The sequence below is a fragment of the Rhodovulum sp. YNF3179 genome (assembly GCF_050586465.1).
GTDB lineage: Bacteria > Pseudomonadota > Alphaproteobacteria > Rhodobacterales > Rhodobacteraceae > CAJXYS01.
The window spans coordinates 402,131-414,732 of sequence record NZ_JBOCEG010000003.1 but is presented as its reverse complement, the minus strand read 5'-3'; the positions used below and the strand labels follow the sequence as shown (position 1 = coordinate 414,732).

Below are 12,602 nucleotides of genomic sequence, written 5' to 3'. Positions count from 1 at the left end.
ACTACTCCGCGTAATGAACGGTCGCATCCGGCAGAACGCAGCGGATCGGGGCCTCGGCCACCGGCCCGGCCTGCGCCGCCCTCTCGAGCGCCGCGCGTTTCTCGGCGCCCGCGATCAGCAGGTGGACATGCATCGCGCCCTTCAGCACGGGCGCGGTCAGCGTGATCCGCGGCTCCGTCGCGCCGGGCGCCCGCATCGCCAGGAGCGGCGGCGCCTCCGGCGCGAGCGCCTCCTCCAGCCGGTCTGCGCCCGGAAAGAGCGAGGCGGTGTGCATGTCCGCGCCCATGCCGAGCAGGCAGACCGACAGCGGCAACGCCGCCGCCACCCCGGCGGACAGCTCCGCCAGCCGCTCTTCCGGCGTCTCGGCCTGCGCATAGAGCGGCACGAGACGCGCGGCGGCGGCCCGGCCCGTCAGCAGGCGCTCGCGCAGCAGCCGCGTGTTGGAGCGCGGCGAATCCTCGGGCACCCAGCGTTCGTCGGTCAGCAGAACCGAAACACCGGCCCAGTCCAGATCGGCCGCCGACAGCACGTCGAAGACCGGTCCCGGCGTGGTGCCGCCGGGCACCGCCAGCGTGGCCTGGCCCCGGCTCATCAGCGCGCTGTTCAGGTCGCCCGCGATACGCTGGGCCACGTCGACCATCATCATCTCGCGGTCGGGATATTCGATCAGTTCCATCTCTAGCCCTCGATCTCGCGCCAGCGGCGCCCGTCGCGGTGCAACAGCATCAGCGCGTCCTCGGGCCCGGCGCCCCCGGGATCATACGGCAAGGGGCGATCCCCGCGCGACTCCCAGCCGGCGATCACGGGATCCGTCCAGGCCCAGGCGGCCTCGACCTCGTCGCCGCGCATGAACAGCGTCTGGTTGCCCCGGATCACGTCCATGATCAGGCGTTCATAGGCATCCGGCATGTCGGCGGCATGCTCGCCGAGCGCCTCGGCGAAGCTCATGTCCAGCGGCACCTCGACCAGGCGCATGCCACCCGGCCCCGGCTCCTTGATGGTCACACGCATGGTCATGCCCTCGTCCGGCTGCAGACGGATCGCAAGCACGTTGCCGCGCCGCTTGCCATCCTCGCCGAAGATCGAATGAGGCGGGTCCTTGAAGACCACCGCGATTTCCGAGACCCGCGCGCGCAGGCGCTTGCCCGTCCGCATGTAGAAGGGTGTGCCGGCCCATCGCCAGTTCGAGACATGCACCTTCATCGCGACGAAGCTCTCGGTGGTGCTGTCGGGGTTTTCCGCCGCCTCCAGGTAGCCGGGCTCGTCGTCGCGGCCGCGATACTGGCCGCGCACGATGTCGCCCGGCGCCACCGGGTCGAGCGCGCGGATGACCTTGAGCTTCTCGTCGCGCACCGCGTCGGGTTCGAAGCGGCTCGGCGGTTCCATCGCGATCAGGCAAAGCAGTTGCATCAGGTGATTCTGCACCATGTCCCGCATCGCGCCGGACTTGTCGTAATAGGCGCCCCGTCCCTCGACGCCGACGGTCTCGGCCACGGTGATCTGGACATGGTCGACATACTGCGCGTTCCAGAGCGGCTCGAAGAGCACGTTGGCGAAGCGGACCGCCATGAGGTTCTGGACCGTCTCCTTCCCGAGATAGTGGTCGATCCGGTAGATCTGGTGCTCGTCGAAGGAATGCGCCAGCGTCGCGTTGAGTTCGCGCGCCGAGGCGAGGTCGTGGCCAAAGGGCTTCTCGACCACGATCCGCGCGTCGGGCGTCGCGATTCCGTGGCCGTGAAGCCGCTCGGCGATGCCCCCGAACAGCGACGGGCTGACGGAGAAGTAGAAGGCATGGATGGTGTCGGGCCGCACCATCGCGGCGAGCGTGTCCCATCCCTCGGTGCCGGTCGCGTCGACCGCCACGTAGCGCACCATGGCCAGGAAGGCCTCGATCGTCTCGGCGTCGCGCTTGTCGGGCGCGACGAAGGTCTCGATCGCCTCGCGGACGAACTGGCGATAGCCAGCGTCGTCCTGCGCGGTCCGCGCCGCGCCGATCACATGCGCGTCCCTGGGCATCTGGCCGTCCCAGAAGCGCCGGTAGAGGCCGGGCAGGATCTTCCGCCGGGCCAGGTCCCCGGTGCCCCCGAAGATGACGAGGTCGAAGGGATCGACGGGAATGACTCGCGAGACCATCCTGCACTCCGCTTGTGTTAGCGCTAACAAGCGCATCCCTACCGCCGTTCCCGCGCCATGTCCAGTCCGCGCCCAGCATAGGCCCCCGCCCCCCGGTCCCACAACCGCCGCGACGGGGTCGCGCCAGGCCGCTTCCGTTTCCAGCCCGTCTCGGGTAGCCCTGAGCCATGCGTGTCGCTGTGCCGCCTTTCCCATGCGCCTGAGCGCCGATCCGCGTGCCGGATGGGCGGCGCTGGCCTTTACCATCGCGGTCTGGGCCAGCTATCTCGTCGCCGCGCGCGCCGCCGTCACGACCAGCTTCACACCCGTCGAGCTGGGGCTGATGCGCTTCTTGCCGGGTGCGGTGCTCTTCGCGCCGCTGCTCTGGCGGCGCGGGCTCCGGCCCGGCGGGGCGCGCTGGCGCGACGTGGGGCTGATCGCGGGCTTCGGCGGTGTCCTGTTCGTGCTGCTGCTGACATCCGGGCTGCGCTTCGCGCCGGTGGCCGACAGCGTGATCTTCACCCCCGCGATGCTGCCGGTTTTCGTCGCGGGCCTCGCGCGGCTGATCGACGGGGACCGGATCACGGGCCGCCGCCTTGCCGGGCTCGGGCTGATCCTGGCCGGGGCGATGGCTGTCGGCGGCTGGGAGGCGCTCGCCCGCGGCGGCGGCGCCTGGCGGGGCCACCTGCTGTTTCTCGGGGCATCGTTTTCCTGGGCGGTCTACACGCTGGCCTATCGCCGCTCGGGGCTGGGCGCGACCGACAGCGCGGCCATCATGTGCTTCTGGACGTCGCTCGCCTTCCTGCCGCTGGCGCTGATCACCGGCGTGGATTTCCTGCGCGGGGGCTGGGGCCCGCTGGCCCTGCACGGCACCTTGCAGGGGCTCTTTTCCGGGTTTCTCGCCACGCTCAGCTTCTTCGTCGCGATCACCCGGCTCGGCCCCGGCACGGTCGCGCCCTTCGCCGCGCTGGTGCCCGGGCTCGCCGCGCTGGGGGCCTGGGCGATCCTGGACGAGCCCGTCGGCGCGGTGAAACTTGCCGGGCTGGCGGTGGTCTCGCTGGGGGTGGCGCTGGCCTCGGGGGCGCTAGCGCCGCGCCGACAGCGCCTCTGACAGCATCTCCTGCAGCACGTCGCCATCGACCTCCTCTGCCACGAAGGCCGCGCCGATGTCGCGGGCCAGCACGAAGCGCAGACGCCCGCCCCGCACCTTCTTGTCCTGCATCATGAGCTGGATCAGCCCGGCGGTATCGGGCAGCTCGCCCGGGATATCGGCGATGTCGGTGAGCATGCCCATCTGGCCAAGATGCGCCCGCACGCGGCTCGGCGCCTCCTGCGCGCAGAGCCCGAGCCGCGCCGAGAACTCGAAGGCCAGCGCGCAGCCGACCGCCACCGCCTCGCCATGCAGCAGCCGGTCGGAATAGCCGGTCGCGGCTTCCAGCGCATGGCCGAAGGTATGGCCCAGGTTCAGCAATGCGCGGTCGCCCTGCTCGGTCTCGTCGCGCACCACGATATCGGCCTTCATCTCGACCGACCGCCGCACCGCATGCGCCCGCGCAACCGCGTCGCCGCGGGCCAGCGCGGGGCCGTTTTCCTCAAGCCAGGCAAAGAAGGACGCGTCGCCGAGAAGCCCGTACTTCACGACCTCCCCGTATCCCGCGCGAAAATCGCGATCGGTCAGGGTATCGAGAACACCGGTATCCGCCAGCACCAGCGCCGGCTGGTGGAAGGCGCCCACGAGGTTCTTGCCGTGCTCGGAATTGATCCCCGTCTTGCCCCCGACCGAGCTGTCGACCTGCGCCAGCAACGAGGTCGGCACCTGCACGAACCGCACCCCGCGCCGAGTGACCGCCGCGGCGAAGCCCGCCAGATCGCCGATCACGCCCCCGCCGAGCGCGATCACCAGATCGCCCCGCTCGATCTGCTTTTCCAGCAGCCAGTCGACCGCGCGGCGCAGCCAGTCCCAGGACTTGGTGGCCTCGCCGGGGGGCAGCGCCAGCGACACGGAATCGATCCCGGCCGCGCCGAGCCCCTGCTCGAACGTCGCGAGATGGATCTCGGCCACGGTCTCGTCGGTCAGGATGGCGGCCTTCTGCCCTTGCAGAAGCGGCGCAATCTCGGCCCCGGCGCGCGCCAGCAGGCCCGGCCCGATCCGCACGTCATAGGCCCGGTCGCCAAGCGGCACATGAACGGTCTCGATGGTCATGTCACTCTTTCTCTTCCAGAAGTCCGGCCGGATCGGCGGCCAGCGCCGCGACGACCTTTTCGGCCATCTGCTGCACCGACAGCCCGCGTTCGGCCTCGACCACGATCCCGGCCTCGGCGTAGAAGGGCGCACGCGCTTCGAGCAGCGATTTCAGCTTAGCATAGGGATCGGGCACGCGCAGCAGGGGCCGCGTGGTCTTGTGGCGCACCCGCGACCAGAGCAGATCGAGATCCGCCTTGAGCCAGAGCGCCACGCCCTTTTCGCCGATCAGCCTCCGGTTCGTCTCGGACAGGAAGGCGCCGCCGCCGGTCGACAGGATCGCGGGCGGGCCGTCCAGCAGCCGCGTCAGAACCTGCGTTTCCTTTTCCCGGAAAAACGGCTCGCCGTAGCGCTCGAAGATCTCGGCCACGCTCATGTTCGCGGCGCGCTCGATCTCGTGGTCGGAATCCTTGAACGCCACGCCAAGCGCGCGCGCCACCGCCGTCCCCACGGCGGTCTTGCCGGACCCCATCATGCCCACCAGCGCGACGGTCCGGGTCAGTTGGCGGGCGTGTCTCGGCATGGTCCTGCTTATCCTCTTCCGATTACGGCCCGTTGGCATGGAGCCGCAAAAAATGGCATATATACTGACGAGCGCAATGGCCACCGTTTCGGACCAATCACCGGGCCGGCGGCACACACAACGATAAAAGAGGCAGTGATGGGGCGGGTTCTGAAACTGGTTTTCTTCCTGATCGTCATAGGGTTCGTGGCGCTCGTGGGATTCGCGTATCTCGGCGACATGGCCCCCGACCGCCAGGAGGTGAACGAGCCGGTGACGCTCGATGTGGATTAGGGGTGTCATCGCCGGGCTGGCGCTGGCTGGCGCGGCGCCCGCCGCGGCGCAGGACGCGCCGCTCTCGGCGATCGACTGGCTGTCGGACACGGTGCGCGCGCGCCCGGTGATCGCCCCCGCGCCGCCGGACGTGGCCGATTCCGCCGCCGTCGAGGAAGTGACCACCACGCCGCTCGGCGCCGTGCGCAAGGACGCGGTCGGCCTGTTGCCACCCACGGTGACGGGGCTGCCCGCCGGGCTCTGGTCCGCGTCCGAAAGCGCCACCCTCGAGAGCCTGATCGCGCGCCAGCGCCCGGACGCGCTGCCGGCGATTCTCGACATGCTCTATCGCCTGATGCTGGCCGAGGCCGACCCGCCCGCCGGCGCCGGCGAGGAGGCCCGGCTCCTGCTGGCGCGGCTCGACAAGCTGCTGGACCTTGGCGCGCTCGACCAGGCGCAGGCGCTGCTGGAACGCGCCGGGCCGACCGAGCCCGAGTTCTTTCGCCGATGGTTCGACGTCAGCCTGCTGACAGGGCACGAAGAACGGGCCTGCGCCACGATGCGCGCCACCCCGGACATCGCCCCGACCCTGCCGGCGCGGGTCTTCTGCCTGGCGCGCGGCGGCGACTGGAACGCCGCGGTATTGACGCTCGAGACCGGCGAGACGCTCGGCCGGATATCGGAAGGCGAGGCCGCGCTCCTGGCGCGCTTTCTCGACCCGGATCTGTTCGAGGGGATGCCCGCCCCGCCATCGCCCGAGCGCATGACGCCGCTGGTCTTCCGCATCCGCGAGGCCATCGCCCTGCCGCGCCCGCCGGGCCCGCTGCCGCTGGCCTTCGCCCAGGCGGACCTGTCCCCCGTCGCCGGGTGGAAGACGCAGCTCGAAGCGGCCGAACGGCTGGCACGCAGCCAGGCGATTCCGCCCAGCCAGCTCTTCGCCCTCTACACCGAGCGGCGCCCGGCGGCCTCGGGGGGAATCTGGGACCGGGTCGCGGCGGTTCAGGCGCTCGACGTGGCGCTGCTGGCCTTCGACCGGGCGGCGGTCGCCCGCCACCTGCCCGAGGCCCTGGCCGCCATGCAGGCGGTCGGACTCGAGGTGCCCTTCGCGCGCATGTACGGCGAACGGCTCGAGCGCATGCGCCTCGACGGGTCCACGGGCGACATGGCCTTCCGGGTCGCGCTGCTCTCGGACGGGTACGAACGCGCAGCGGCGGCCCATGACGGCGGCGGTCCCGAAGAGGCGTTCCTGCGCGGGATCGCGCGCGGCGCGCTCTCCGGCGTGACGCCGACGGGGCGGCTGGGCACGGCCATCGCCGACGGCTTCACCCGCCCGCTTCCGTCGGGGATCCTCAAGGGCCTGCTGCAGGAAGGCCGTCTGGGCGAGGCCGTGTTGCGCGCCATGCTGCGCGTGGAGGATGGCGCCCATGCCGACCCGCGCGACATCCAGGCGACGCTCGCGCTCTTCCGGCAGGTGGGGCTCGAGGACCTGGCGCGGCGCACCGCGCTGCAGCTCATGCTTCTCGACCGGCGGGGGTGACGGGTGGCGGACTGGATCGGCACTTTCCTCGAGGCACAACGCGCCGAGCTTGATGCCGCGGACAACACGATCCTGGCCTATGCCCGCGACCTGGGCCATTTCCGCGACTGGCTCGCGGCGGCGGGGCGGGATCTGGCCACGGCCGACCGTGACGCCGTCGAATCCTACCTGATCGAGCTCGAGACGCTCGGCATGGCCCGATCGACGCGGGCGCGGCGCCTGTCGGCGATCCGCCAGCTTTACCGCTTCGCCTATGACGAGGGCTGGCGCGGCGACAACCCGGCGATCCAGATCAAGGGGCCCGGCAAGGCACGGCGCCTGCCCAAGACGCTCGGCGAGGCCGAGGTCGACCGGCTGCTGGCGGCCGCGCGCGACACCGGCCGGACGCCGCCCGACCGCCTGCGAAACACCTGCCTGGTGGAGCTGCTCTATGCCACCGGGATGCGCGTCTCCGAGCTGGTCTCGCTGCCGGTGAGCGCGGCGCGGGGCGATCCGCGGATGCTGCTGGTGCGCGGCAAGGGCGGGCGCGAGCGGATGGTCCCGCTTTCCGATCCTGCCCGCGCGGCGCTCGCGGCCTGGCTCGAAACCCGCGACGCCGCCGAGGATGCCGCGCGGGCCAACGGCCGGCCGGCGTCGCGCTTTCTCTTCCCGTCCAGCGGCAAGGCCGGGCATCTGACGCGGCATCGCTTTCATGGCCTCATCAAGGAAATCGCGGTCGCCGCCGGGGTCAGCCCCGCCAAGGTGACCCCGCACACGCTGCGCCACGCCTTCGCGACCCATCTGCTGGCCGGCGGTGCGGATCTGCGGGCGATCCAGACCATGCTCGGCCATGCCGATGTTTCGACCACGGAGATCTACACGCATGTGCTGGACGAGCGGCTGAAGGCGCTGGTGCTGGAAAAGCACCCGCTCTCGGCCGGCGACTAGCCGGCGACCCGGAACCGCCAGCCCTTGAAGCGCCGCCCCTTCGCCCCCATAAGGGTCTGAACGTCCCTCATAACAGCCAAGCCATGGATCCCACGCCAGACGCCGTGTCCACGACCGCCACCGCCTTCGATATCGCCCTGTTCGGCACCGCCGGCGCAATTCTCTGCCTGTTGCTGCTCTCGGGGTTCTTCTCGGGCTCGGAAACAGCCCTGACGGCGGCCAGCCGCGGCAAGCTGCGCGCGCAGGCCGACCGCGGCTCGGCCGGCGCGCTCAAGGCGCTGGTCATCACCCAGGACAGCGAACGGCTGATCGGGGCGGTTCTGCTCGGCAACAACCTCGTCAACATCCTGGCCGCCTCGCTGGCGACCAGCCTGTTCACCCGGCTCTTCGGGGATTCGGGCGTGGCGCTCGCCACGCTGGTGATGACGCTGCTCGTGCTCGTCTTCGCCGAGGTGCTGCCCAAGACCTATGCCATCACCAACGCCGAAACCGCGGCGGCCAAGGTCTCGCCGGTGATCCAGGTGGTCATCCTGCTCTTCTCGCCCGTGGTGACCGCGGTGCGCTGGTTCGTACGCCAGCTTCTGCGGCTGTTCGGGGTGCAGACCGACCCCGACAGCCTCGTGCTTTCGGCGCGCGAGGAAATCGCCGGGGCCATCGCGCTCGGCCACTCCGAGGGCGTGATGGAAAAGGAGGACCGCGACCGCCTGCTCGGCGCGCTGGACCTGTCCGACCGCACCGTGGAGGAGATCATGCTGCACCGCTCGTCGATCGAGATGATCGACGCGGATGCCGATTCCGAGCAGATCCTCTCGCAATGCCTCGACTCGCCCCATACCCGGCTGCCGGTCTTCAAGGATCAGCCCGAGAATATCGTCGGCGTGGTTCATGCCAAGGATCTGCTGCGGGCGGTCGACAAGTTGATGCGCGGCCCCGAGGCCAGCGAGACGAAGCTGCAGAATTTCCGCGTGCTCGACGTGGCGATGGAGCCCTATTTCGTGCCCGAGACCACGACGCTCGACGACCAGATGCGCGAGTTCCTGCGCCGCAAGACGCATTTCGCCCTGGTCGTGGACGAATACGGCGCCCTGCGCGGGCTGATCACGCTTGAGGACATCCTCGAGGAGATCGTCGGCGAGATCACCGACGAGTTCGACGTCGATGCCGAGCATCCCCTGCGCGAGACCGAGGACGGCCAGTGCATCGTCGAGGGCGGCATGACGATCCGCGACCTGAACCGGGCGACCGACTGGAACCTGCCCGACGAGGAGGCCAACACCATCGCGGGGCTGGTGATCCACGAGGCGCAGATGATCCCGAGCACGGGCCAGGTCTTCAGCTTCCACGGGTTCCGCTTCGAGGTGCTGTCGCGCAAGGACAACCGGATCACCAAGCTCAAGATCGGGCGGCTCTGAGCGGCCCCGTCCCCGAAAAGGGAATTTTAACGACGCCGTGGCAGTCTGCAGGACGGTCCGGGGTCCTCCCGGTGCCCGGGCCGTTACTTCCTCCCTGTCGACTGGCCGCGCCCTCGGGCGCGGCTTTTTTTTCGTGGCCTGCGGGTGACGCATGGCAAAATTCGGCTGTTGACCCCTGCGACCAACTGCCGTAGCGTTCCCATCAATGACGATGTCGGCCAGTCCGGCAGGGAGAAAGCACAATGGAAAAAGGGCCCTTCGGGACCCTTTTTTCTTTGTGTGCGGCCGGTCGGCGCGTTCGGGCCGATGCGGCGAATTCCTCCTGACACCCCCGCCCGGCCATGCTAGGACACAGGGGGATGTGACACGACAAGCAACGGATCAGTGATGTTCAGATCAGCCGCGCCCCTCGCCGCGTTTCTCGCGATGACGCTCGCCTCCGCCGCGCCGGCCCAGGACACCGGCACCGCCGACGGCGACCTCTCCCTCGGATCGGAACAGGGCTCGCAACCCGGCGAAACCTATGTCGCCGCCACCCATGGCGACTGGGAGGTGCGCTGCGTCCGCACCGACGGGGAAAACGATCCCTGCCAGATGAACCAGGTCGTCGCGGATCCCGAGGGCAACCCCGTGGCCGAGGTCTCGATCTTCGACGTGCCGCCGGGGCGCCAGGCCGCTGCGGGCGCGACCATCGTGACGCCGCTCGGCACGCTGCTGACGGCGCAGCTCTCGCTTTCCATCGACGAGAACCAGCCCAAGCGCTACCCGTTTTCCTGGTGCGTCCAGCAGGGCTGCTTCGCCCGGATCGGCTTCACCGCGGCCGAGCTCGACGCGCTCAAGCGCGGCGTGAAGGCCGACATGGCCATCGCCTCGTTCCAGGCGCCGGACCAGCCCGTGCGGCTCGAGGTGTCGCTCTCCGGATTCACCGCGGCCTTCGACGATATTTCCCGCTGATCCCCCTCAGACGGACCTGAGCGCCAGCACGGCGTTCAGGCCGCCGAAAGCGAAGGCGTTGGACAGCACCGCCGTCACCGTCGCCTCGCGCGCGGTGTTCGGAACCACGTCCAGCGTGCATTCCGGGTCGGATTCCTCGTAGCCGATCGTGGGCGCGATCACCCCGTCCCGCAGCGCCATGATGCAGGCCAGCAGTTCCACCGCGCCGGTGCCGCCGATCAGGTGGCCATGCATCGACTTGGTCGACGAGATCATCAGCCGGTCGGCATGGGCGCCGAACACCTCGGCCACCGCGGCGCATTCGGTCTTGTCGTTGGCCGCGGTGCCCGTCCCGTGGGCGTTGATGTAGCCGATATCCTCGGGCGACAGCGCGGCATCGGCCAACGCCCCCCGCATGGCGCGCGCCGCGCCCTGCTTGGAGGGCATCACGATGTCGGACGCGTCCGAGGTCATGGCGAAGCCCACCACCTCCGCCAGGATGTCGGCGCCGCGTTTCTTCGCGTGTTCGTATTCCTCGAAGACGAAGACCGCCGCGCCCTCGCCCTGGACCATGCCGTTGCGGTTGGCACTGAAGGGACGGCAGGCGTCGCGCGACATCACGCGCAGACCTTCCCAGGCCTTCACCCCGCCGAAGCACAGCATGGACTCGGTCCCGCCGGTGATCATCACCGGGCTCGCCCCGGTCCGTACCATCTGGAAGGCCTGGCCCATCGCGTGGTTCGACGAGGCGCAGGCGGTCGCCACCGTGAAGCTCGGCCCCATCAGGTTATGGGTCATCGAGATATGGCTGGCGGCCGCGTTGTTCATCAGTTTCGGCACCACGAAGGGATGGACGCGGTTCTTGCCCTCCTCGTAGACCGAGCGGTAATTCTCGTCGAGCGTGGTCATGCCCCCGCCCGAGGTGCCCAGCACAACGCCCGAGCGCAGCGCCAGGTCACCGTCGAAGCGCAGGCCCGACTGGCGGATCGCTTCGTCCGCCGCCAGCAGCGCGAATTGCGTGAAACGGTCGTAGAGCGCGATTTGCTGGCGGTTGAAATGGTCCTCGGGAACATAGCCCCGCACCTGCCCCCCGATCCGTATGGCGAGGCGCTCGACGTCGCGGATGTCGAGTTCGCCGATGCCAAGGGTGCCGGCGCGCATGGCGGCACAGGTGTCGGCGGCGCTATGGCCCAGGGCGTTGATCGTGCCCTGCCCCGTGATAACGACCCGCTTCATCCGCCGGCCGCGCGCTCCTGCTCGGCCACGAGCTTTTCGACGGCGCCGATGATGGCGGCGACGTTCGAGATGTCGAAATCGCTTTCCGAGGGATCGTTGGCGTTGAAGGGCACCTGGATGTCGAAAGCTTCCTCGATCGCGAAGATCGACTCCACCAGGCCGAGCGAGTCGATGCCCAGCTCCTCGAGCGTCGCCTCGGGCTTCACGTCTTCCTTATCGAGGACGGCCTGCTCGGCGATGATTTCCCTGACCTTTTCGGCGACGCTTGACGACATCTCAACTCCCCCGAACGACTGCATCTGACTTAGTCGCTTTGCGGTCCTTTTGAAACCCGTTTCTGAAGCGCGGCGACCTGCTTCATCAGGCGTGGCAGACGCCGGATCGCCTTGTAGCTCTCGATGCTCTGGTCCATTTTCATCGCCGGGTAGCCCAGCAGGACACGGCCGCTCGGCACGCTGGACAGGATGCCGCTGCCACCGCCGGCGATCACGTCGTCGCCGATCTCGAGATGATCGCCCACGCCGACCTGCCCGGCGAAGACGACCCGGTCGCCGATGACGGTCGAGCCCGCGATACCGGTCTGCCCGCAGAGCAGGCAATCCTCGCCGATCCGCACGTTGTGGCCGATCTGCACGAGGTTGTCGATCTTCGTGCCGTTGCCGATCACCGTGTCGCTGAGCGTGCCGCGATCGATGGCGACGTTGGCGCCCACCTCGACGTCGTCGCCGATCCGCACCGCGCCGAGCGAGTCGATGCGCACATACTTGCCCTGTCGCGCCGCCCCGCGCTGGCCCAGCGTCTTGCGCACCTGTTCCACCGCGCCTTCCTCGGGGGTGACGAAGGAAAACCCGTCGCCGCCGATCACCGCGCCCGGCTGCGCGATGAACCGCGCCCCGATGGTCACGCGCGCGCCGATGCGCGCGCCGGAATGGATCAGCGCGTCCGGCCCGATCCGGGCCCCGGCGCCGATGCTGACATGCGAGACGAGCCGCGCATGCGCGCCGAGCACCGCGTCCGGTCCGACCCAGCAAAAGGGTCCGATGGCGGCGCCCGCGGCGATATCGGCGGAGGGATCGACGACCGCGCTCGGGTGGATGCCGTCGGCGATCTGCAGGTCGGGCGAGAACATCCGGGTGACGCCGGCCATGGCAAACCGCGGCCGGTCGACGAAAATCGCGGCCTCCAGCCCCATGGCCTGCCAGTCCGCCCCCGCCCAGAGCACCGCCGCACGGGCGCCGCCCGCGACCAGCGCCTCGGCGTATTTCGGCTCCATCGCCATGGCGATGCTGTCGGGCCCGGCCCGCGCGGGCTCGGCCGCGCCGGTCACGGTCAGCGCGCCGTCGCCCTCGTGCCGTGCCCCGAGCGCCTCGGCGATCTGGCGGATGCTGTGAGCCATGAACGTCCTCCGGTCTGGCAGACAAGGCGGCC

General features: G+C 69.7%; 13 protein-coding genes. 6 read left to right on the top strand and 7 right to left on the bottom strand.

What is annotated here, in order from left to right:
• Nucleotide 1: 1 nt before the first annotated feature.
• Nucleotides 2-676 (bottom strand): 6-phosphogluconolactonase, encoded by a 675-nt coding sequence (pgl, locus tag ACQ5SP_RS07385; protein ID WP_430937706.1) that lies wholly within the window; start codon nucleotides 674-676, stop codon nucleotides 2-4.
• Nucleotides 677-678: 2 nt separating this feature from the next.
• A complete protein-coding gene (gene zwf / locus ACQ5SP_RS07380) occupies nucleotides 679-2,133 on the bottom strand; it encodes a glucose-6-phosphate dehydrogenase (RefSeq protein WP_430937705.1) in 1,455 nt (484 codons plus the stop codon).
• A gap of 193 nt (nucleotides 2,134-2,326) precedes the next feature.
• Here zwf and ACQ5SP_RS07375 point away from each other — a divergent pair, with 193 nt between their 5' ends.
• Nucleotides 2,327-3,223, top strand: a complete 897-nt coding sequence (locus tag ACQ5SP_RS07375; protein ID WP_430937704.1) for a DMT family transporter — start codon at nucleotides 2,327-2,329, stop codon at nucleotides 3,221-3,223.
• Here the strand turns inward: ACQ5SP_RS07375 and aroB are convergent.
• Nucleotides 3,197-4,315, bottom strand: a complete 1,119-nt coding sequence (aroB, locus tag ACQ5SP_RS07370; protein ID WP_430937703.1) for a 3-dehydroquinate synthase — start codon at nucleotides 4,313-4,315, stop codon at nucleotides 3,197-3,199. The two genes, ACQ5SP_RS07375 and aroB, sit on opposite strands and share 27 nt — an antisense overlap.
• Nucleotide 4,316: 1 nt before the next feature.
• On the bottom strand, nucleotides 4,317-4,877 hold the full coding sequence (locus tag ACQ5SP_RS07365) for a shikimate kinase (protein WP_430937702.1): 561 nt from the start codon (nucleotides 4,875-4,877) through the stop codon (nucleotides 4,317-4,319).
• A gap of 138 nt (nucleotides 4,878-5,015) precedes the next feature.
• Between ACQ5SP_RS07365 and ACQ5SP_RS07360 the strand changes: the two genes are divergently transcribed.
• The 5 genes from ACQ5SP_RS07360 to ACQ5SP_RS07340 all read left to right on the top strand — a co-directional run bounded on the left by ACQ5SP_RS07360 (nucleotide 5,016) and on the right by ACQ5SP_RS07340 (nucleotide 9,959).
• Nucleotides 5,016-5,150, top strand: a complete 135-nt coding sequence (locus ACQ5SP_RS07360; RefSeq protein ID WP_430937701.1) for a hypothetical protein — start codon at nucleotides 5,016-5,018, stop codon at nucleotides 5,148-5,150.
• Nucleotides 5,140-6,666 carry a hypothetical protein gene (locus ACQ5SP_RS07355; RefSeq protein ID WP_430937700.1) on the top strand — a complete coding sequence of 509 codons (1,527 nt, stop codon included), beginning with the start codon at nucleotides 5,140-5,142 and terminating at the stop codon, nucleotides 6,664-6,666. The genes ACQ5SP_RS07360 and ACQ5SP_RS07355 overlap by 11 nt, the downstream gene beginning before the upstream one ends.
• A 3-nt stretch (nucleotides 6,667-6,669) precedes the next feature.
• The gene (locus ACQ5SP_RS07350; RefSeq protein ID WP_430937699.1) at nucleotides 6,670-7,593 is read left to right on the top strand and encodes a site-specific tyrosine recombinase XerD; all 924 of its coding nucleotides are present in this window, start codon (nucleotides 6,670-6,672) and stop codon (nucleotides 7,591-7,593) included.
• Between the two features lie 83 nt (nucleotides 7,594-7,676).
• Nucleotides 7,677-9,005 carry an HlyC/CorC family transporter gene (locus ACQ5SP_RS07345; protein WP_430937698.1) on the top strand — a complete coding sequence of 443 codons (1,329 nt, stop codon included), beginning with the start codon at nucleotides 7,677-7,679 and terminating at the stop codon, nucleotides 9,003-9,005.
• Between the two features lie 387 nt (nucleotides 9,006-9,392).
• The gene (locus tag ACQ5SP_RS07340; RefSeq protein ID WP_430937697.1) at nucleotides 9,393-9,959 is read left to right on the top strand and encodes an invasion associated locus B family protein; all 567 of its coding nucleotides are present in this window, start codon (nucleotides 9,393-9,395) and stop codon (nucleotides 9,957-9,959) included.
• A gap of 6 nt (nucleotides 9,960-9,965) precedes the next feature.
• Here the strand turns inward: ACQ5SP_RS07340 and ACQ5SP_RS07335 are convergent, their stop codons facing one another.
• Genes ACQ5SP_RS07335 through lpxD form a run of 3 tightly spaced genes read right to left on the bottom strand, consistent with a single transcriptional unit; the run spans nucleotide 9,966 to nucleotide 12,570 of the window.
• Nucleotides 9,966-11,174, bottom strand: a complete 1,209-nt coding sequence (locus ACQ5SP_RS07335; RefSeq protein ID WP_430937696.1) for a beta-ketoacyl-[acyl-carrier-protein] synthase family protein — start codon at nucleotides 11,172-11,174, stop codon at nucleotides 9,966-9,968.
• Nucleotides 11,171-11,449, bottom strand: a complete 279-nt coding sequence (locus tag ACQ5SP_RS07330; protein ID WP_430937695.1) for an acyl carrier protein — start codon at nucleotides 11,447-11,449, stop codon at nucleotides 11,171-11,173. The genes ACQ5SP_RS07335 and ACQ5SP_RS07330 overlap by 4 nt, the downstream gene beginning before the upstream one ends.
• 29 nt (nucleotides 11,450-11,478) lie before the next feature.
• Entirely contained in the window at nucleotides 11,479-12,570 is a 1,092-nt protein-coding gene (gene lpxD / locus ACQ5SP_RS07325) for a UDP-3-O-(3-hydroxymyristoyl)glucosamine N-acyltransferase (protein ID WP_430937694.1), read from the bottom strand.
• Between the last annotated feature and the right edge of the window lie 32 nt (nucleotides 12,571-12,602).

Excerpts from the sequence above, each read along its gene's own strand:
- ACQ5SP_RS07345 (WP_430937698.1), top strand. The coding sequence starts at position 7,677 with ATGGATCCCACGCCAGACGCCGTGTCCACGACCGCCACCGCCTTCGAT.
- ACQ5SP_RS07340 (WP_430937697.1), top strand. The coding sequence starts at position 9,393 with ATGTTCAGATCAGCCGCGCCCCTCGCCGCGTTTCTCGCGATGACGCTC.
- ACQ5SP_RS07360 (WP_430937701.1), top strand. The coding sequence starts at position 5,016 with ATGGGGCGGGTTCTGAAACTGGTTTTCTTCCTGATCGTCATAGGGTTC.
- ACQ5SP_RS07355 (WP_430937700.1), top strand. The coding sequence starts at position 5,140 with ATGTGGATTAGGGGTGTCATCGCCGGGCTGGCGCTGGCTGGCGCGGCG.
- zwf (WP_430937705.1), bottom strand. The coding sequence starts at position 2,133 with ATGGTCTCGCGAGTCATTCCCGTCGATCCCTTCGACCTCGTCATCTTC.
- lpxD (WP_430937694.1), bottom strand. The coding sequence starts at position 12,570 with ATGGCTCACAGCATCCGCCAGATCGCCGAGGCGCTCGGGGCACGGCAC.
- ACQ5SP_RS07335 (WP_430937696.1), bottom strand. The coding sequence starts at position 11,174 with ATGAAGCGGGTCGTTATCACGGGGCAGGGCACGATCAACGCCCTGGGC.
- ACQ5SP_RS07330 (WP_430937695.1), bottom strand. The coding sequence starts at position 11,449 with ATGTCGTCAAGCGTCGCCGAAAAGGTCAGGGAAATCATCGCCGAGCAG.
- ACQ5SP_RS07365 (WP_430937702.1), bottom strand. The coding sequence starts at position 4,877 with ATGCCGAGACACGCCCGCCAACTGACCCGGACCGTCGCGCTGGTGGGC.
- ACQ5SP_RS07375 (WP_430937704.1), top strand. The coding sequence starts at position 2,327 with ATGCGCCTGAGCGCCGATCCGCGTGCCGGATGGGCGGCGCTGGCCTTT.
- aroB (WP_430937703.1), bottom strand. The coding sequence starts at position 4,315 with ATGACCATCGAGACCGTTCATGTGCCGCTTGGCGACCGGGCCTATGAC.
- pgl (WP_430937706.1), bottom strand. The coding sequence starts at position 676 with ATGGAACTGATCGAATATCCCGACCGCGAGATGATGATGGTCGACGTG.